Raw genomic sequence first — 21604 nt, forward strand, 5'->3', positions numbered from 1 at the left:
ATGGCTAAAAACTCTTTTTAGGTTTTATTCCTCCACTGTGCATTAAATACTATATTTACATTTTTATAGTTCTCTATTTCTAAAATATTATTTTATGAAGAGCCGATGGCTTTTCTTCATTAACTTATCACTTGAAACTTGCCACTAATGTCAACTTGTTTCTTTAAATATTATCAGTTTCAGAATTCTTTTTATCAGATTCCTCTTCTTTAGATATAAATCTATCATCATTAATATTTTCAGCTGCGCCCTCTGCCTTAGCATCACTTTCCATAATTACAGATGTTTGATTACTTGTTATTAATTCTGATCTACCTAAATCTCGAAAATCTCTTTGTGAATTTTCAGGCTTATCATCTATAACAATATCTAAAGCATGCTTTTTAGCTCTTCTTTCTGCTAACTCTTTTACTCTCTTTTCGTTCTCTGATTTTTCCTTTTCTTTTTCTTCCTTCATTTCAGGATATTTTTCATAGACTAAATCAAAGAATTCTTCTCCAAATATTGTTTCTTTCTCTAAAAGTACTTCTGAAATTTTATCTAATAAATCTCTATTATCTCTAAGAATTTGTCTAGCATTTGCATGAGCCTGCTTTATTATTCTTAGTGTTTCTTCATCTAAAATAGTCGAAGTCTCTTCGCTACAGTTTCTAACAGCTCTACCATCTAAATATCTATTTTGCACTGATTCTAGAGCCATCATATCAAATCTATCACTCATTCCGTAAATAGAAACCATGCTTCTAGCTTGTTGAGTTGCTCTTTCTATATCATTTGAAGCTCCTGTAGAAACTAAATCAAATACTTCCTCTTCAGCAGATCTACCACCAAGCATTACAGTAATTTGATTTATTAATTCTTCTCTAGATGTCAAATATTTTTCTTCTTCTGGTAATTGCATAGTATAACCTAATGCTCCCATAGTTCTAGGTACTATTGTTATTTTATGTACAGGATCTGCTCCTTTAAGCATCGCTGCAACAAGTGCATGCCCAACTTCATGGAATGCAACAACTTCTCTTTCCTTAGGTGATAGAATTCTATCTTTCTTTTCTTTACCTGCAATTATAACCTCAACGGCTTCTCTTAAGTCCTCTTGAAGAACTGTTTTTCTTCTTCTTCTTACAGCTCTTAAAGCACCTTCATTAATGATATTCGCAAGATCGGCCCCTACAGCACCTGGAGTACTCTTAGCTATTTCAGCTAAATCCACATCAGGTCCTAGCATTACATTCTTTGCATGAACATGAAGTATAGCTTCTCTTCCTTTAAAGTCTGGCCTATCAACTATAACTCTTCTATCAAATCTACCTGGTCTTAAAAGAGCCTTATCAAGTATTTCTGGTCTATTTGTAGCTCCAAGTAAAACTACACCTTTAGATGAATCAAATCCATCCATTTCAGAAAGTAATTGATTTAAAGTTTGTTCTCTTTCATCGTTACTTTGCATTTGATTATCTCTGCTCTTACCAATTGCATCAATTTCATCTATAAAAATAATACATGGAGCTTTAGCTACTGCATCTTTGAATAATTCTCTTACTCTTGATGCTCCAACTCCAACGAACATTTCAACAAAACTTGAACCTGAAAGCGAGAAAAATGGGACTCTTGCTTCTCCTGCAACTGCTTTTGCAATAAGAGTCTTTCCTGTTCCCGGAGGTCCTACAAGTAAAACACCTTTAGGTAATTTAGCTCCAATTTCAGTATATTTAGCTGGCGCATTTAAGAAATCTATTACTTCTTTTAAGGATTCTTTAGCTTCTTCCTGACCTGCCACATCATCAAAAGTCACTTTTATTTCACTTTCCATGTAGACCTTAGCGTTATTTTTACCGATGCCCATGACACCGCCTCCGCCTCCGCCCATCTTAGAGAATAAAAATCTCCACATGAAGAATATAAGAACCATAGGCAATATCCAAGTAAGGAGAATATTCATCATTGGTGATTCTTTAGGATTTTTACCTGTAAAATCAATACCAGCTGCATTAAGCTTAGTTATTAATGTTTCATCCTTTACATTTGCTGTATACAAAGTTTTTCCTTTGTACTCTTCATTATCTTCACTTGGCGTTATTAATAAGTTTTCTGTAGTTATAGTAACTTTAGAGATCTCTTTATTATCAAGCAATCTTAGAAATTCGTTATAAGTAATCTCTTTTGTTGTAGCTTCTTCTCTTGCATAATTAAACGCCATCAAAAATGCAAAAGCTATTAAAAAATAAGTAATTGCTATAGTAAAAGAATTCTTATTTTTGTTATTCTTTTTATTACCATTATTATTATTCTGCATCTAATCACCTTCCCATTATATTTATTAATCATTATGTCCAATACTGTACTACTTTTATATTCATCAATTTCCTATATAAGTAACACAATTTCAGACAATATAGCATTTCATTTACCTTTTCACCTTTGTTACAAGTTAGGCTAAATATCAAACTTAATTATATCTGAATTGATTTTAAATTTATATTTTATTAATATTCATAAATCAGCTCATTCTTCCCACATATCTTTCATCTTATTATCTATTTGTTTTTTGCGAATTTCTGTGGACTTTTTATCTACTTTAAAATATTTATTATCTATATTAATTAAAATATCTCCTTCTTTAAAATCCCCTGTAACATTCCTAATAGATATTTTATCTATATCCCCATTTTCCTTTTCAATTATAACATAATTTCCTTCTACTCTATCTATTATATACTTTTCACTCACTTAGCATCCTCTTTTCACAGTATAAATTAATTCCAAGAATAGTGAATAGCTTACTTAGAGAGCGAACGCAAGTAAGTTTTCCTCTAATCACCTAAATTATACAGTATATCTATGAAAATATCACCAATAACTCTTAGTAATCACTAAAAAATAACAAGTGAGCTTGCTAGTCTATCTTGCACCATATTATATTCTTAAGTCTTACTATTAATTTAAGCTTCCAAAATCTTTAAATGGATAGAATTTTAATACAGCTCTTCCTTCTATATTTGAGGCATCTATATATGGATTAATCCATCTTCTTGCATCATTTGATCGGCTCCTATTATCTCCTAAAAAGAAAAACTTATTTTCAGGCACATCGAAAACCCCATCAAAATTTTCATTATTTTTTACATAATCTTCTTTAATATCTGATCCATTTACAGTAACAGTACCGCTGTGTATTTCAATGTGATCTCCCGGAAGACCTATAACTCTTTTTATAAGAACCTCATCAAGTTCCTTTGAATAGAATACTGCTATATCTCCTCTATTAATCCTACTAGTGTCATAAATTCTAGTTACTATTAATTTATCACCAATATTTAAAGTAGGAACCATTGATTCACTAGGTATATATACGGTGTAAATCAAAAATTTATTTATTAAAAAAGCCATTCCTATAGCTGCTATTATAGGAATTATCCACTCTCTAAAGAAAGTGCTTTCAAACGAAAAACTTCCTATAATATTTTTATTAGATAGCAATTCTTTATTCTTTTTTTTGTCTAATTTTTTCTTTAGAAAATCGTTATCTGACCTATTAGTGATGTTATCAGAACAATTTAAATCTATGTCCTTTGATTCCATTACATAATCATTTTCATTCATTAAATGTTCTCCCTTTTGCAAGATTCGTTTATCTTATACCACATACTAAGTATTATTCACACTTTGTAAAAAATTTAACTCATATTATTTTAATATCTCAAAATCTTTTATAGGATAATACTTTATTTGAGCCTTTCCTTCTATATATGATTCATCAACGTAAGGATCTTTCCAATACCTAGAATCATCTGAGTTAGCTCTATTATCACCTAAGAAGAAATACTTATTGTCTGGTACTTTGAAATCTCCATTATATATCTCGTTATTTTTCACATAGTCTTCCTTGAGCTCCTGACCGTTTCTATAAACAACACCATTTTTAATTTCTATTGTATCTCCCGGAAGTCCTATTAATCTTTTTATTAAAATCTCACCCTTAAATTCGTCATTTTTAAATAATACAATATCTCCTTCTTTTAAATTTTTAGGATTATGCACCCTAGTTACTATCAATCTATCTTTAACTTCTAATGTTGGAATCATAGATCCACTTGTAATCCAAACACCGTATCCCACAAAATTCCATACAAGAAGCGCTATGCAAAGAACAACTGCAATATCAATTATCCATTCATTTAATATGGACTTCTTTTTTTCTTTTTTATCTGCTACAATTTCATCTTCGTTATTTTCTGCCACAATATTACCTCCATGTCCCATATTACACATAATTTTTCATTAATACCCCATTTTTTCATAATCCTTAATTATATAAATCATTTCACTTAAAAAATTCTTGGTTGCGCTTCGCGCTTTTTTCTAATGTGCATATTTTAATATGCTATATTAGTATAACATATTTTACTATCTAAAATATTTATAAGATGTTAATTTTATAACAAAAATATGCACCAATCTTAAAAATTAGTGCATAATCCTTTTAGGAAATCTATATAATTTAAATTCTTACTTAAACATATTCAAATACTTATATCTATTCAACATCATTCTTTAATAGATCATCATAGGATTCTCTTTTGCAAATAAGTCTTGTTTTATTATCTTTAACCATTACAACCGCTGGCTTTGGTATTCTATTATAATTGCTTGACATAGAATAACCATATGCTCCTGTAGTCATTATTGCTAGAATATCTCCGCTTTTAACTTCTGGAATTTTAATATTTTCTAATAATATATCTCCCGATTCACAGCACTTTCCTGATATTGTAACTGTTTCTTCTCTATCTCCTTCAACTCTACTTGCAAGAATACATTCATATTCTGCATTATAAAGAGCCGGTCTTATATTATCAGTCATTCCACCGTCTACTGATACATATTTTCTAACACTCGGAATTTCCTTGACTGATCCTACAGTATATAAAGTTGTTCCTGCATTAGCTACAATACTTCTTCCTGGCTCTATTGTAAGAATTGGCCTTTCTTGACCTGTTCTCCCACACACTTCATCAACTTTATTAATTATTGTGCTGCAATATTCTTCAGTACTTCTTGGCTCGTCTCCCTCAGTATAGTATATACCAAAGCCTCCGCCAAAATCTACTTCATTTATTAGGTAACCTAGGTTTTCCTTTGTATTTCTCACAAGTTCTAACATTATTTCAACAGCATCTTCATATGGCTCTAAGTCAAATATTTGCGAACCTATATGACAATGTATTCCTGCAAGATTTATATTCTCTAAACTTATAGCTTTTTTAATAGCATCTTCTATTACAGTACCAACTGGAGCAAAGCCAAATTTTGAATCTATTTGTCCAGTCTTTATATAATCATGAGTATGCGCTTCAATACCTGGTGTTATTCTTAAATAAACATTTTGTACCTTATTATATTCTTTAGCTATATCATTTAATGCGTCTATTTCGTAATAATTATCTACTACAAAATTACCTACACCTAGTCTTACGCCAAGTTCAATCTCAGATAGAGTCTTATTATTTCCATGGAACATAACTTTTTCAAGTGGAAATTCAGACTTATATGCAGTGTATAATTCCCCCCCAGATACAACATCAAGACACATATTCTCTTCCTTCAATAATTTACACATTTGAAGTGTCAAAAATGCTTTTCCTGCAAAAGCTACTCTATTATTATTCTCTTCGCACTTGAAATATTTTCTATAATCCCTACAGTATTCTCTTATTAAATCTTCATCAAATACATATAACGGACTCCCATATTCTCTCACTAAATTTTTAGCACTGATGCCTCCAATCATTAATTGATTGTCTTCTACTTTCATTGTTCCAAACAACTTCATTTGATTAACCCCCAAATTATATTTTATTAGCTATTGCTTCATTGATTAAAATAAATCACAACACCAATTTCAATAAAAAATATCCGTTTTTTGCATTAACTCCGGATTATTGCTGTTGTATTAACTAATAATTATAATAAAAAACAAACGCCACAGAGTATATCTGTGACGAGTGGTAGATCTTTACGCTAAATTTATGCACAATATTTTCATTAATTATCAATTCTTCGCAAAAGATTAATAAATGAATTTGAACGTCTATACTAACAAAATCATTATTATTCTTTTCAAACTGTTAATTTATAACTGAAAAAAGTACCTTGTAGCTCAACACTCTTCGTGACAGTTATTCACATATTCTATGAATACCCAGAAAAAGATTATCGCATAATAATCTATTTTCTTCGGCTGTAATACCTTTTAGTATAAATCAACGTTTGCCAACTCCTCATACCTACTATTTATTGCAGCACCTCTACCCCAGGTCATGTTATATATTATATTATTAGAATTCATTAATATTTTAATATTAATGACATTATAAATCATTATCTGCACAATATCATTTTATTAAACTGTTACAAATATGATACCATAAATTAAACTTAAAGCAATACTTTTTTAACTTTAAATTAATGGTATAAAACCCAAGCTTATTAAGTTCTTATTCTTTCCTATACTCATCCATAAGATCTCCCATAATACTTGCTGATGTTGGTGGCGTAAAAGTTATAGCATTTGCTCCAGCTTGAATTGTCTCTTTAATTGACTCTTCAGTTGGTCCTCCAGTTGCTATTATAGGAAACTCTGGAAATCTCTTTCTGATATTTCTGACTATATTAGCGGTATTTCTTCCACCTGAAACATTAAGTATTGTAGCTCCAGCTTCAATCCTTTTAGCAATATCTTCATCTTCAGAAATGACCGTTACTATTACTGGTATATCTATTGTTGACCTAATCTTATTAACAATTTCATTACTCGTAGGTGCATTTACAACAACTCCCATAGCACCTTTGAATTCTGCATCCATAGCTAAATTCACAACTCTTTTTCCTTGTGTTATTCCTCCGCCTACGCCACAAAAAACCGGAACATCAGCGGCCATAACAAGTGCCTGTGTTATTACAGGCTGTGGCGTAAATGGATATACCGCAATAATTGCATCAGCATTGCTATTTCTTATTAATGCTACATCTGTACTAAATAGCAATGATTTTATTCTCTTCCCAAAAATTTTAATTCCACCACAATTTCTTATAACTGCCGGAACCTCAATTACATGATTCCTAAGCGTACCCTTTATTTGAGGAATATATTTAACATCTTTATTGGTCATAATTTTTATCCCCTCCCCATTAACTATCGGTTAGATTTTTATAATAAATTTCTCTAGTTATACATTTTTCTTTTATTGTCTTTATAGTTATACTTTCCTATAAATTAAACCTCTATTAAAAATTTTCTAAATTAAAATTATCTTTCGCATATATACTTATAATTATAATATTTTTAAAATAAATCACTTATCTTCATACAATATGTTAAATTCCATTAATTACTATTTATATTATACTACTTTCTCGTATTTCTTAAAGTTAAATTTTATTTATCCACAATATCCACAGTTTTTATCCACAAATATGTGCATATTGTTTATAAATACATATCATTAAATTTCTCAACGAAAAATTGTTAGGAAAGACTTTCTACAAATTTCTCTCTCTATAATCAATTATCTCCATATTTATTGAAATCAAGTCCATAATTAATTCTAAAACATTCATAAAGAACTAATTGAATATCATATTTGACAATTAAGTTATCCACAGATTTTATACTATTATCCACAGTATAAACAAGCCTTATATTTACAAGGCTAAGCCTTAGTTTTATTTTATATCATTTAAGTTTGTCCACAAGTTTATTCACAAAACTTCTTGTTGACGCGTATAATTACAAAATTCGATTTTATAATTAATCATATTTATGTGGATAATAATAGCACTACCAATAAAATACTATGGGCATACTTAAGAATTTCTTAATACTTTGTTAATTTCTAAGTTACAACACCTTAATAAAACATTAAAGTATAAAGTAATATCTTGTGATCTTTTCATTCCTATCATATACTTTTAATCAGGAAATATATTCTGAAGTTAGGTAAAAGGAGATTTATTGTAATGACCCAAAATGAATTTTTCAACATTTTAATGGATGGTTTAAAAGACTTTCCTGAAATAAAGCTGCAAGATATTATTTCTTATTATGAAAATTACTTTAAAACTAGATTAACTATTGGAAGAACAGAAGACGATATAGCAAAGGAATTAGGTGATCCTAATTTAATAGTTAATAAACTTAGAAATGAACATTTGCATATTACCATTACCTTAGATAATTTAACTAATAATGCGAGCACTGAAACTAGCGACGAGATTTCTAACATAGATGCCACTGATATGAGCACTGATAATAAACATATCAATGCATGTCACAATTTTAAAACTGATAAAAAGTTCAGTAATATCTATTCAGAAAACAAGAACGATTTAAAAACTGATTCCAACTTTAATGATTTTAAGTCTAATAATTCTTATGCTTCAAATGATTGTTTTTATGACCTTCATAATGAAAATATATCACTTGATATTCAAAAAAGCAATTATAAATGTGCTGAATTAAAAGAATCAAAATATAATATCAATAATGAGAATAACTTTAAACGCAGTAATCATATTTCCTTCATCTCAGAATTTAATTTTAATATGCGTCAAATAATGAGTATTTTTAATAATAAATCTAAAAATAAGATTTCTAACTTCAATATAAATATTATCTTAAAATTTTTTATTGTAATCTTATCTTTAGTAATATTCTTTCCAGTTATAACTGGTGTTATTGGCTGCTTTATCGGACTCTTGGGAATAGCAATAAGTATTTTTATCGCTAGTATTGGAGTATTAATTGGTGGAACTTTTACAAACTTTTTTACGCTACCTAATATTCCGGCATTTGTCTCGAATTTTCCATACCCGGTAATAGTACTATTTTCTTTCGGTTCAATCTCATTATCACTGCTTTTAATGATTATATTTTTCTATCTCTGCAAATTTCTCATATTAATTTTGGCTAAAACATATAAGTTCTTAAAGTTTAAAGGTGGGGCGTCGCTATGAAAAAGAAATTCATTTCTTCTAATATGAAGATATTTATGTTAATACTATTACTTCTATCCATTACATTTTATACTTCTGGATGCATTGCTCTAGTTCAAAGTGGCTACAAACTTTCTAACTACGCCGATGAACTTCATCTAAGCCCCAGTGCCTTTGAACATAATTTGAATTTTAACAATTTCAACTTGGATTTTAATACTTCATATCTGTCTAAAGATTATGTCCTAAATGACAATGTCAACGAGATCGACTTCAGCTTAAACTCGCAAGATATTAAAGTCGTTGATTATGATGGTGATGATTTAAAAGTTCAAATCAAAAGCAACAATAATATTTCTAATGACTTGTATGAAATTGAAAGTGGTAATAGATTAGCTTTTAACGCTAGATATGATACTCCAAGTGACGCAAGTATTTCAGTAAGTATACCTTATAATTTTAAAGATAAGAGCACTTTAAAAATAACCACAAGCAGCGGCGATATAAATATTTCTAGCTTATCATTAAATACACTTAATCTTTCATCTACTAGTGGATCTATAGCTCTTTCAGATTCATTTTTAAATTATTTAGACTTAAATAGTTCCAACGGAAATATAACCTTTGATAACATAGAAACATCAACTGAAACCAAACTATCTTCTTCTTCTGGTGATATTATTGGAAATGGTAACTTAGGAAGTATAAATGGAAATACTTTATCTGGAGATATCAATTTGAGAATGATTAATTCCTTGAACAATATGTCTTTAAGCTCTCATTCTGGATCCATACACTTATCTATACCAGAAGGCTCAGGCTATAAAATAAACTACGAAACGAAATCTGGAAGCTTAAATTCTCCTAACGATAAATTATCTTCCGGCGATGAAAGTTCTCTTATAAATATTACTACTGAAAGTGGAAATCTTAATATAAAGTAAAATTTTAATGCACAATGACAATCTTATACTAATTGTTCATTGTGCATTATATTATATATCCTATAGTTTGAACTTTGAAATAATACTGCTTAGTTCTTCTGCCTTAATAGCTTCCTTACTTATTGTTTCAACTACTTGTTTCATAGCAGTTGATGTATCGTCTATTCCCTGTTGTATGCTATATGTACTACCGGAAACCTCCTCAGAATTTTTTGCAGTATTTGATATAGCTGCACTAACCTGTTCAATTGATGCATTTACATGTTCAGACATCTCGGCTATCTTTTTAGACATTGCACTTACAAACTCACCATCTTTAGTATATTGTAAAGCGATACTTCCGTATCCTTCTAAATCTTCTTTTACATTAGTTTTAATAAAACCAATTATTTCTTTACTATTCTCTGAAAGATTATTAAATGCTTTTTCTACTCTTTCTATAGTATTTTGTATAGTAATTACAGATGATGCTGACTCCTCTGCAAGCTTTCTCACTTCCTCCGCAACAACTGCAAACCCCTTACCTGATTCACCCGCTCTAGCAGCCTCAATTGCTGCATTCAATGCTAACAAATTAGTTTGCTCTGCTATACTAGCTATTGAGTCCGCCATTACTTTTATCTCTTCTACTACCTTTGATTCTTCTATTGCTTTCTTTATATGTTCTTCCTTTTGGCTATATACAAGTGCTGTATTTTCAATTGCTCTTTTGCTATTTTTTTCTACAGCCTTAGCTCTTTCCTTTATACCATTTGAATTATCATTACCTTTTTCCGCTTGTGCTTCTAATTCGTCCATATTGGCATTTACTTGTTGAATTGATGCATATACTTCTTCAACATTGCTACTATTATCTTGTGTTTTTGAATCGATTTTTTCAAACTCTAGATTTATATTTTCCAAACTACTTGATATTTCTTGAACAACAGCAGATGCTTCTTCACTTAAAGCAGACACATTTGTTGCGTTATCTGCACATACTTCTATCATATGCCTTAAATTATCTTGAGCTTTATTTAGAGCTTGTCCTATAAACCCAAATTCATCTTTTCTTGTAATTGTAATATTAGTTGAAATATCATATTCGCTCATTCGTTCTGCTAACTGCTTTATTTTATGTAGTGGTGTAATTATTTTTCCTAATGTAGTAACTACAAATATAACTCCTAATATAATGGCAATTCCTACTGCTATAGCTGTAAGCGTTGTGCTAGTCTTTATGCCTATTCCTATCCCAATTCCAACTAATACCATTATGAAATATCCAGAGAAAATTTTTACCCCAACAGACTGTAATAAACTAATTTTTTTGTCTTCGTTCATATAAAACACCCCTTCTTTCTACTTTGTCATCTAATTAATACTTATACTTAATTTTATTAAAATCATATATACTTTGATTTTTAACGACTATAATTACCTAATGCCCAAAAGATTCTCTGAACATAGTCAATACTACTGGTTAATCAATATAATCTTATATTAATCTATAGTAACTATGCTACACTGTAATCGTTCTACCATATTTCAATAATTAATGTAAAATTTCTACTTTTTTGTACACCTATTAGCATATCATGCGCTTTTTTCATTTTCAACCATATTGATTAAAGTTTAACGTTAATTTAAGTTTCAATAAACTTAAATTAATATTGCAACATATAATATAATTTCTAAGCGTTCACTAAGATACATATTATATTTTAGAAATAACTTTATATATTGAAATTCACAATGCACATTGCACAATTCACAATTTCGGGTAAAACTTTTGTAATATTTTTAGAATTATGATGAAGGTTTATTTTTGAAACATATATACATAAATCTTACAAGTTGAGTTCCAAATTAAAACTAAAATTATGTAAATTTAATTGTAATATATTCCTAAATAAATCACTGTGTTATTAATTATTATTACAAAATGTGATAAACTATATATATCAATCAAATTGAATGCACTTTCAAAAATTAGAATAAAATTTAAATGTAAATCGGGGGGCTAGAAATGATATCAAATAAAATGAAATCTCTTGTTGCAAATAATTCCATTATAAGAGCTATGTTTGAAGAAGGAAAAAGATTATCAGAAATATATGGTGAAGAAAATGTTTTTGATTATAGTATAGGGAATCCAAATGTTGAACCTCCAAGTAAAGTAAAGGAAGTTATCTTTGAAATTTTAAATGAAGAAACGCCAAATTTAGTACATGGTTATATGAATAATTCTGGCTATGAGGATGTTAGAACGAGTATAAGTGATTTTATAAACAGAAAACATAACTTAGAACTTTCTAAAGATAATATTGTTATGACTTGTGGGGCTGCAGGTGGATTAAATATAATTCTAAAATCTATATTAAATCCAGATGACGAGGTTATTACTTTTTCTCCTTACTTTGGGGAATACGGGAACTATGTAAAAAACTTTGATGGCAAGCTAGTGACTTGTCCTACAAATACTGAAACTTTTGAACCTGACTTAAAGGCTTTAAGTGAAGTTATTACTTCTAGAACAAAAGCTTTAATAATAAACAATCCAAACAATCCTACTGGTGTTATTTACTCAGAAAAAGTAATAAAAGACTTAGCAACGTTACTTAATAATAAGCAAGAAGAATTTAATACATCAATATATTTAATCTCTGATGAACCATATAGAGAAATTGTTTATGATGATATTGAAGTCCCTTGTATCTTAAAATATTATAATAATACTTTTATTGGATACTCTTATAGTAAATCTTTATCTTTGCCTGGTGAACGTATTGGTTATGTAGTTGCTAACTCATCTATGGCTGATTTTACAGATATGATGGCTTCACTAAATATTGCAACTAGAATTTTAGGCTTTGTAAATGCTCCTTCTTTATTCCAAAGAGTAATTGCAAAATCCTTAGATGCTGAAGTGGATGTAAATATTTATAAGAAAAATCGTGATCTTTTATATAATCACTTAATTTCTCTTGGTTTCACTTGCGTTAAACCACAAGGTGCATTTTACTTATTTCCAAAATCACCAATTCCTGATGATAAAAAGTTCTGCGAAGATGCAAAACAATTTAATTTATTACTTGTTCCAGGATCTTCATTTGGATGCCCTGGGCATGTAAGATTAGCTTACTGCACTTCATATGAGAAAATAAAAAAATCTTTGCCTGCTTTTGATAAGTTAGCTTCTCTATACAATTTAAAATAATATAGTCTGTAATTTAAGTAGATATAAATATTTCTCAGATAATATTTATATCTATTTTTTACAAAAGGATGATTTCTATTATCTTTTATCTTTCCAAGAAAATCACTATATCATTCTAAGCTTCTCATATGCTAATTTCTTTACAGTTATGTATAGATCTATTAATAATATAGCTGCTCCTAAAATTACAGATACATTAATAATCTTCATATTCTCCATATATAACTCGTACAAGCTAGGTTGCAAATAATAAAGGCCAATAAGACTAAGCACCATCCAATATATAGAGAATCTAAGAGTGACAAATCCATGAATATTATATCTAAATTCAGAGTAATCCCAATATACCTTGTTAAAATAGTGTTTAAGTATATATCCACTTATATACTCTACTGTCGTTGGTATCAAAAAACATAATAATATTAATGGAATTCCAGAAATGTCTAACAATTCATTGCATATTATAAGAAACGTAACTGCTGTTCCATACATAGGCTTAAGTGGTCCTATTAAAAAACCATCTTCTTGAAATTTTTTTGTAGTTGAAAAGCTATAACCTTCCTCTAATATCCACCCTATAAATGAATAAAATATAAAATTAAATACCAGATAAAATACTACATTCATATTAATCACCTCTTCTAAATATCAAGGCAAAAAAGACATATATCTTTTTGTACACCTAAAGTTATTACTATTATTTGTAGGGCTTAACTCTTTTATCCCGTAAAAAACTTCTACTATAGGGTAATAATAATCTTTAAGGAAATTTTGTACCTATTTCTTAATTCTTAAAAATGCAATATTAATAAACTATCTGCTATAATAGTATTATTGAACTTTTCTTAGACTCAGGTTAAACAAACTATAAAAATTATTTATAGCTGAGCCTTAGATATTATTATATTTTAGGAGGCTAATTTACATATGGAAAAATTATATTATGATAATCGATACCTTAAAGAATTTACTGCTGAAATTATTGATATAAAAGAAATTGATAATAAATTTCATGTTATATTGGATAAAACAGCATTTTTCCCAGGCGGTGGAGGTCAAAGCTGTGATATTGGAACTCTAGAAGATCAAAGAGTTATTGATGTATACGAAAAAGAGGAAATTGTTTATCACGTGGTTGAAAAGAAGCCACTCAAAATACATAAAGTTAAATGTTCAATTGACTGGGATAGAAGACAAGATGGTATGCATCAGCATTTAGGTCAACATGTTTTATCAGGATCTTTTTTCAACCTTTTCAACGCTAATACTTTTGCTATTCACCTAGGTTCTGATATAAGTACAGTCGATATTTATGGTGTTTTAACTGAAGAACAAGTTAGAGAAGCAGAAAGACTTGCTAACAAAGTTATAGGGGATGCCGTACCTGTAGAATCTTTTGTTCCAACTAAAGCTGAACTTAAAAAATTATCCCTTAGACGTGCTCTTCCAAATACCGAAGAAGATATTAGAGTCGTAAAAATAGGAGATTTTGATATTAATGCTTGCTGCGGACTTCACCCTGCATCTACTCTTGATCTAAGACTTATTAAAATAAAAAAATTCGAGAAACATAAAGAAGGAACAAGAATAGAATTTCTAGCTGGCGAACGTGCCATTTCTGATTCTTTTAAGAAAGATGAATTTCAAACTTCTATATGTAGATATTTAAGTTGTAATGAAAATGAAGCTATAAATGGTATAAAGAACTTAAATCAAAGTCTTCGCGAAGCCAATGAAACAAATAAAAATCTTAACATTTTACTAGCTAAATATCAAGTTAAGGAAATTCTTGAAAATGCAGCTAAGATAAATAATGTTAAAGTAATTAAACAGATATTTGATGGTGAAAACCTAAAGTATGTGAATAACCTTACTTCTAAGCTTATCGAAAATGAGAGCACAATAGCTCTAATGGCAGTAAAATCTGATGAAAAAGTAAATCTATTATTTGCTTGTTCCAAAGACATTAAAGATATCAAAATGAATGAACTTTTAAAAGATGCTATATCTCTTATTGATGGAAAAGGCGGCGGGAGTCCTTTCCAAGCTCAAGGAGCAGGGAAAAACAATTCAAATTTAGAAAGCGCAATGGACTATGCATTTAATAAAGTATCTCAAATTATAGGTGTTGCGAACTAGGTGAAATATAAAAATACTTACAGTATGAGGAAATTTTAAGTTTACTGCTAAACCTTCGAAATGGAATATGCGTTTGTTTCGGTTCTTTGAAGATTTTGCTTAAGTGTTCTAAGAGCATAAGTTGTACCCAAAGTGCTAGCCTCAAAGCACAGCTTCGAACAAGCACATTTGGAACAACTTCTACTCTAAGAATCACAATCCACCATATTGATTTCTAATTATTTCGCACCTAGATACCGAACCAAAATCCAAACATATAATTTTAATTGTAGTATATACCAAAAAGAAAGGTCATACTTTTGTGGAAGTGTTGCATTGAGTATTTAGCTGTAGATATTTCCTTAGTAGAAGTTGTTCCATTTTTGCTTGTCACGAGCTTGCCTCGGGAGCATGCAGGAATGGTGCAATTTTTGCTATTGGAAATTCACAGCTAAATACTCCAGCAACCTGGAACAAATGCATGACCTTTCTTTCGGTCTTTATATATAACTTGAGGTATATAGTACTTCTCAATATTTTACATTTAAGAATTTATATACTATGATATTACGAATTTATATCTTTCGCCTATAACATACTGTTTTCCTATATGTACCGGTCTATTCTTATCATCATAAATAACAGTCTTTATATAAAACAAGGGTTCACCCTTTTGCACCATTAATAACCCAGCCTCTTCATCCATGGCTTTTGCAATTTCTATTGTGGTGCAATCATTTCCTGAGTTAGGTGAATCAGATGGATTTATATCATATTTATCTCTTAATAATTCATATAGTGAACCACTTAAATCTTCTGTTAGTAAAAAATTAAACCTCTTAAAAGAAAAATAGTTATTTTCTAGCATTAATGGATCTCCACCTGCAAATCTAACTCTTTGAATATATATTAACTTATCATCATCATCTAGTTCTAAATCTCTCTTATCTTCTATTTTGGGCTCCATTACCTCTCTTTTAATGATTTCATTAGTTACTTTTAATCCACTAGCCTCACAGGCAGCAGTAAAACTAGATAAATATTCAATTTTCCTCTGAACTTTTGGCTTACTTACAAATGTTCCTTTTCCTTGTTTTTTTATAAGAAAACCTGACTCAACTAATTCATTTATAGCCGCACGTACTGTTATTCTACTAACATTATATTTTTCACTTAACTCAACTTCTGTTGGAATCTTATCTCCATATTTTAATTCTCCGCTCGTTATTGAATTACGTATAATATCCGCTAATTGTTGATATAAAGGAATAATATTATCTTGTATTAGCATATAAAGACTCCTTTTAAACATCTATAATATTAACTATATACTATCACAACATTTTTGAAACTTCAATTAATCTATTGTTATGATAATATCAATTCTTTGATTTATTAAAGTAATCTTAAAGCAGCTGTTGAATATTAGTCATTAAATAATCACCATTCAACAGCCACTATACCTTTAATTAATATTTTTTACCATATCCAAATGAGCCTTCTACTAGACATGTTTTAGCTGAAAATATAGCACCCTCATTTAGACTTTCTTTAATTATAGTTTCCCTATCCAATTCATTTTCTTTAATTTTGCTTATGTAATTTACTAAGAATGCTGTTATGAATGAATCTCCTGCTCCCATTGTATCTACAGCTTCAACAAGCTGAGGCTCTTGTGCATGGAAATTAGTTCCATCATATAGCAATGCTCCCTTTTCTCCCATAGTAACTACTACTATTTCACTTCCAAGCTTATGAGCTTTCATTATTAGATTAAGCATTTCATCAGTCTTTAAATGACTACATGAGAAGAAGCTAAAATCTACTTTAGGAGCAATTCTTTCAACTTCTTCAATTGTAAAATCATCAGAGAAATCAAAAGATATTGGTATGCTTAATGCTCTTATTTTATCAAGTTCTGGCTCCGTATATCCGTATAAACCTGCATGTAATAAGTCAAAAGTTTTAATATAATCTAAATCATCTTGTGTAAGATTCAAACCATTTTCTCTTAAAACTCCACCTTCATTGCTTCCTAGAAAAACTCTATCACCATCTTCTAAAGTTACTCTTGCGCATCCATTTTCTCCATTAAAATGTCTGCACTTTGAAATATCTAATCCAATCTCATGAATTGTATTTTGAACATGTTCTGCTTCAGCATCTGATCCAAATGCTCCTAAAAATGCTGAACTTGCTCCTATTTTTTTTGCATAGGCAGCAAAGTTTAAAGCATTTCCGCCTGGATACATAGTTCTAATATGTTCATATTTATCTACAACGTTATCTCCTAACCCAATAACTTTTACCATATTATCTTCTCCTATGCTAAAATATTTTAATATTCAACTTTTCCCATATACCTTCTAGTATCTAAATCATGGTTTCTTATTTTTGCTAATTCTCCTCTATACACACATAAAATGCTATAGAATACTATAGGATTAAAAAATTCAACTACTGAACTATCAATTACACTGATTCCAAGTTCCTTACAATCCACAACTTCAACTTTTGCACCATATTTATTTAAGAATTTAAGTGCTCTTTCATCTAATTCTCTAGTTCTACCTTCATTCATTAATAATAAATATAATGTTTCTTTATCAGTTACTTCAAATGGTCCATGGAAATATTCCCCTGAGTGAACTGCTGATGCATTCATCCATTGCATTTCCATTAGTGAACATATTGAGAATCCATAAGCATGACCATATGATGCCCCGCTTCCTAATACATATGTTATTGGCTCATCTTTATATTTTTCTGCATATCTCTTTGCTCTTTCTGCAACTAAGCCTTGACCCCTTTTTACAACATCATTTACGATCTTTAAACCTTCCATAAATTTATTATACCCTTCATAAATTTCTGTTTGATTTAATATTTCAACTGCTATATTTAGAATTATTGCCATTGGATTATCTTCTACGCTTGTATCATTTCCCCATTCGTAAAGGATATTATAATCCGCATACTTAATTAAATCTGCATTCTTATTATGCGTTAATGTTATAGTTGCTGCACCTTTCTCTTTAGCTACTTTAGCTGCTTCAACCGTTTCAGGCGTATTTCCACCATGTGAGCATACTATTACTACCGAACTTTTTCCTAATGATTTTGGTGTCGCATGTACAAATTCATTGCTCGTATATGATAAAGCCCTTAATTCTCTTGCTTCACTTTGTAAAAAATATTGTGATGCATACATATCTACTAAAGACCCACCACATGCTACTAAGAACACTTCCTTTATTCCGTCTTCCTTACTTGATCTAATTTTCCCTACGATTTCTCTAATATTCATTGTTATTCCTCCTATATATTTATAATCTCATTCTACGAATTTATATTTTTTACATTGTCAAATGCTTACGATCATTAACCCAAATAGTAATGTATAAGCATATAGCATTTTTACTTTTTTAATAAGTACATTACTTACTGTAACTAATAAGCGATTTATCTCTTTTTACCTTGCGTAACTGTATCATAATAACGTTGCTAGTAATCTTGGAATAAATATTTTTCTTAATCGAACTTATAAATACGTATTATAACGTATTATATAATGTTATGCAACTTATTTTGAACTTAAATAGTAAGTATATATTTTCTGCTTAAACAGTGTAATTTGCTAGAAATATTATTCGTCAATTATTTGAGCCTATTATATAGATACTTTTTCTCGAACCTGATTGACCTATTACAAAAGCTTCTCCCTTTAAAATATAAAATTATTGATGTAAGGTATCAATAATTTCCTTACACCAATAATTATGTAAATAATCAAACTTTATTCGGACCTAATCCATTAACTTATTTGCTTCTACAACAAATTCATCAATTTTTCCTTCATCCTTTAATCTTTTTATTGTTTTGTTGATTTCTGTTTGCAATTCAGTCGAACCTTTTCTCATTGCTATCGCTGCTCCATCTTCTTGCGCCTCAATAGTTACAGAAGTCAATTCTATATCATTGTTTTTATCGCAATTAAATTTAGCCACTGGTGAATCAAGTAATATTGCATCAACCTTTTTGTTCTTTAAATCAAGTACTAAGTCAGTAGCTTTTCCTAATCCTTTCACTTCCGCACTTGGTAAGTTATCTTTTACTAAGCCTTCTTGAACTGATCCCTTTTGAACCCCAATTTTCTTATTTTTCAAATCATCCATTGATTTTATTGAATCCGCTTCACCTTTTCTTACTATAAATATATTTTTCTCTTTATTGTATATATCTGAAAAATCAGCATTTTCTCTTCTTTCATCAGTTGGATTCATTGCAGCAAATACTAAATCGGATTTTCCTGCCTGAAGCGATACAAGAAGTCCATCAAAATCCATATCCTTAATTTCAAGCTCTACACCTAAATCTTTAGCAACTTCTTTTGCAATACTTACATCAATACCTACAATTTGATCCTTACCATCTATTTCTTTGTGAAATTCATATGGTGGGTAATCGGCACTCGTTCCAACTACAATTTTGCCTTTTGATTTTATATCACTTAATGATGATGACTTAACATCTGAATTTTTGCTAGAACTATTAGTGTTACTACTACATCCTATAATTCCAACTGCTATACTGCTAATTGCCACAACTACTATTAATTTTTTTAATAAAAATTTTTTCATATATTGTCCCCCTTTAAATTTTATCGAAGTATTATTCTTTAGTATTTTGCTACTAATTGAATAATATTGCTATAAAGCAAAAATGTCAATACATTATAATGATGTTTTAATACGTATTAATAAGTAATAGTATTTTTTATTCCTATTACTTTTTCTACAATCATTAAACAGATACTCAAATCAAGAACAAAAGTGGCTGCGCCACGCTCTTTCTTGATACCATTTTTTACAGGCGAATATCCTTATAACCATTGATATCACTCACTTTCAAAATCAAAAAATTCTATACTTTCCTACGAAAATTAAATTCACAGCACTTTCTCTAAATTTGACAATAGGAAACTAAACTAGCCTATTTTAGGCTAGTCCAAGCCTTATATTAAATTATTTGTTTCTTTTACTTATTGATTTTTTCTATATTATAGCCTTTTGACTTTAGAATTTTTATCATACTTTCTTCTCTTTTTTCTCTAAGTTTATCTAAATAAATAGTACCATATTCTATATAGTTTTTTCTTTCCTTTAACAATTGATAGCATATTCTTAACATTAAACTTGCTAATGCTATTGTGGCTTTTTTCTTTCCCATTCTTTTCACCCATCGCTTATAGCATATTGATAATCTAGTATCCTTACTCATGCTTGCTGCCCAAGCACATTCACACATTACACTTTTTAATGCTTTATCTCCATTCATTGTTTTACTTCTTTTTTTTTACCTGCGCTTTCACAATTTCCAGGACTTAGGCCTGCCCATGATGTTAGATGCTTATCTGTTGGGAAATAACTCATATCAGTTCCAATCTCTGCTATTATTACTGATGCTGCATTCTTGTTTATACCTGGTATAGTATCTATTATCTCTACTTCTTCAAAATATGGCTCTATATATTCACCTATTTCTTTTTCTATATGGACTACTTGTTCTTCTAAAAACCTAATGTGATCATAGCTGTATTTTATCATTGTCAAATGATGGTTTCTTATTTTTCCGTTTACAGCCTCTTTTATTTCTCCTAGTTTCTTTCTTATACTTGCTTTACCTCTACCATTTGATATCTCAATTAAGTCTGTCATTCTAATTTCTTCTTGATTAATGATTTTATTTAATATTTTTCGTCCTGTATCTCCAAATATATCTGAAATATAACTTGAAATCTTTATATTACAATCCTCTAGAATTTTATGAATCCTATTCTTCTCTCTATTAAGTTCGTATAGTATTTTCTTCCTATATCTTGTTATATCTCTAAGATCTCTTATATGTGCATCTGGTACAAAACTCTTATTAATTAATCCACTTCTCAATAATTGAGCTATCCATTCTGCGTCTTTCACGTCGGTCTTTCTTCCTGGAAGATTCTTTATATGTCTAGCATTTGCAAGTATAATTTCAAAATCACCTGATTCTAATACATTCCAGACAGGCTTCCAGTATACGCCTGTGCTTTCCATTGCTACTTGCGTACAGCCTCTTTCTTCAATCCAATCTAAAAGTTTTAACAAATCTGTAGTCGTAGTATTAAATGTCTCTATTTCCTTTTCCGGTTTTTTCTTTAAATCACCCTTTAAAACACATACTACTACTGTTCTTTCGTGCACATCTATACCTGCACACCTTTCAATTATTGCTTCCATTCCTACCTTCTCCATAATAAATTCAGTGAGTTCAACAGTAATTACTTATCAAAAAAAAATTTCCTACACGT

The 21604-nt window shown here is 29.6% G+C and carries 18 protein-coding genes and 1 riboswitch; of the genes, 4 read left to right on the forward strand and 14 right to left on the reverse strand.

Annotation, left to right across the window (positions count from 1 at the left end; genetic code table 11):
- Positions 1–163 precede the first annotated feature (163 nt).
- The 6 genes from ftsH to PZA12_RS23255 form a co-directional block, all read right to left on the reverse strand.
- The gene (ftsH, locus tag PZA12_RS23230; RefSeq protein ID WP_103698798.1) at positions 164–2296 is read right to left on the reverse strand and encodes an ATP-dependent zinc metalloprotease FtsH; all 2133 of its coding nucleotides are present in this window, start codon (positions 2294–2296) and stop codon (positions 164–166) included.
- A 209-nt stretch (positions 2297–2505) separates the two neighbouring features.
- Entirely contained in the window at positions 2506–2730 is a 225-nt protein-coding gene (locus PZA12_RS23235) for a DUF3006 domain-containing protein (RefSeq protein ID WP_065418510.1), read from the reverse strand.
- A 207-nt stretch (positions 2731–2937) separates the two neighbouring features.
- Positions 2938–3480, reverse strand: coding sequence for a signal peptidase I (gene lepB, locus PZA12_RS23240; RefSeq protein WP_077867720.1), 543 nt, complete (start codon positions 3478–3480; stop codon positions 2938–2940).
- 207 nt (positions 3481–3687) lie between these two features.
- On the reverse strand, positions 3688–4272 hold the full coding sequence (lepB, locus tag PZA12_RS23245; RefSeq protein WP_103698797.1) for a signal peptidase I: 585 nt from the start codon (positions 4270–4272) through the stop codon (positions 3688–3690).
- Positions 4273–4537: 265 nt separating this feature from the next.
- The gene (lysA, locus tag PZA12_RS23250) at positions 4538–5833 is read right to left on the reverse strand and encodes a diaminopimelate decarboxylase (protein WP_103698796.1); all 1296 of its coding nucleotides are present in this window, start codon (positions 5831–5833) and stop codon (positions 4538–4540) included.
- A 315-nt stretch (positions 5834–6148) separates the two neighbouring features.
- Positions 6149–6319, reverse strand: a riboswitch (Lysine riboswitch).
- Between the two features lie 178 nt (positions 6320–6497).
- Positions 6498–7172, reverse strand: coding sequence for a hydrolase (locus PZA12_RS23255; protein ID WP_017212147.1), 675 nt, complete (start codon positions 7170–7172; stop codon positions 6498–6500).
- A gap of 847 nt (positions 7173–8019) precedes the next feature.
- Here PZA12_RS23255 and PZA12_RS23260 point away from each other — a divergent pair.
- Together PZA12_RS23260 and PZA12_RS23265 are read left to right on the forward strand one after the other, a co-directional pair.
- Positions 8020–9015: an HAAS domain-containing protein gene (locus PZA12_RS23260; RefSeq protein ID WP_103698795.1), complete on the forward strand. Its 996-nt coding sequence runs from the start codon at positions 8020–8022 to the stop codon at positions 9013–9015.
- The gene (locus PZA12_RS23265) at positions 9012–9938 is read left to right on the forward strand and encodes a DUF4097 family beta strand repeat-containing protein (protein WP_039770798.1); all 927 of its coding nucleotides are present in this window, start codon (positions 9012–9014) and stop codon (positions 9936–9938) included. The genes PZA12_RS23260 and PZA12_RS23265 overlap by 4 nt, the downstream gene beginning before the upstream one ends.
- A 60-nt stretch (positions 9939–9998) precedes the next feature.
- Here the strand turns inward: PZA12_RS23265 and PZA12_RS23270 are convergent, their stop codons facing one another.
- Positions 9999–11261, reverse strand: coding sequence for a methyl-accepting chemotaxis protein (locus PZA12_RS23270; RefSeq protein WP_103698794.1), 1263 nt, complete (start codon positions 11259–11261; stop codon positions 9999–10001).
- A 685-nt stretch (positions 11262–11946) separates the two neighbouring features.
- Here PZA12_RS23270 and PZA12_RS23275 point away from each other — a divergent pair.
- A complete protein-coding gene (locus PZA12_RS23275) occupies positions 11947–13137 on the forward strand; it encodes a pyridoxal phosphate-dependent aminotransferase (RefSeq protein ID WP_103698793.1) in 1191 nt (396 codons plus the stop codon).
- Positions 13138–13242: 105 nt separating this feature from the next.
- Here the strand turns inward: PZA12_RS23275 and PZA12_RS23280 are convergent, their stop codons facing one another.
- Complete coding sequence (locus tag PZA12_RS23280; RefSeq protein WP_103698792.1) at positions 13243–13764, reverse strand: putative ABC transporter permease; 522 nt, start codon at positions 13762–13764, stop codon at positions 13243–13245.
- A gap of 300 nt (positions 13765–14064) precedes the next feature.
- On the opposite strand from PZA12_RS23280, the gene PZA12_RS23285 reads away from it, so the two are divergent.
- Positions 14065–15276 carry an alanyl-tRNA editing protein gene (locus PZA12_RS23285; protein ID WP_103698791.1) on the forward strand — a complete coding sequence of 404 codons (1212 nt, stop codon included), beginning with the start codon at positions 14065–14067 and terminating at the stop codon, positions 15274–15276.
- A 538-nt stretch (positions 15277–15814) separates the two neighbouring features.
- Here PZA12_RS23285 and PZA12_RS23290 read toward each other — a convergent pair.
- The 6 genes from PZA12_RS23290 to PZA12_RS23315 all read right to left on the reverse strand — a co-directional run bounded on the left by PZA12_RS23290 (position 15815) and on the right by PZA12_RS23315 (position 21533).
- Positions 15815–16546 (reverse strand): GntR family transcriptional regulator, encoded by a 732-nt coding sequence (locus PZA12_RS23290; RefSeq protein WP_103698790.1) that lies wholly within the window; start codon positions 16544–16546, stop codon positions 15815–15817.
- Positions 16547–16724: 178 nt separating this feature from the next.
- Positions 16725–17600: a fructoselysine 6-kinase gene (locus PZA12_RS23295; protein ID WP_338481396.1), complete on the reverse strand. Its 876-nt coding sequence runs from the start codon at positions 17598–17600 to the stop codon at positions 16725–16727.
- Positions 17594–18562, reverse strand: coding sequence for an SIS domain-containing protein (locus PZA12_RS23300; RefSeq protein WP_103698788.1), 969 nt, complete (start codon positions 18560–18562; stop codon positions 17594–17596). Before PZA12_RS23300 ends, PZA12_RS23295 begins: the two co-directional genes overlap by 7 nt.
- A 499-nt stretch (positions 18563–19061) precedes the next feature.
- A complete protein-coding gene (locus PZA12_RS23305; RefSeq protein WP_077838608.1) occupies positions 19062–19895 on the reverse strand; it encodes a transporter substrate-binding domain-containing protein in 834 nt (277 codons plus the stop codon).
- Between the two features lie 397 nt (positions 19896–20292).
- Positions 20293–20592, reverse strand: a complete 300-nt coding sequence (locus tag PZA12_RS23310) for a hypothetical protein (RefSeq protein WP_103699435.1) — start codon at positions 20590–20592, stop codon at positions 20293–20295.
- Positions 20589–21533, reverse strand: coding sequence for an IS110 family transposase (locus PZA12_RS23315; RefSeq protein WP_245160066.1), 945 nt, complete (start codon positions 21531–21533; stop codon positions 20589–20591). Before PZA12_RS23315 ends, PZA12_RS23310 begins: the two co-directional genes overlap by 4 nt.
- Between the last annotated feature and the right edge of the window lie 71 nt (positions 21534–21604).

The organism is Clostridium beijerinckii (genome assembly GCF_036699995.1).
Classification (GTDB): Bacteria; Bacillota; Clostridia; order Clostridiales; family Clostridiaceae; genus Clostridium; species Clostridium helianthi.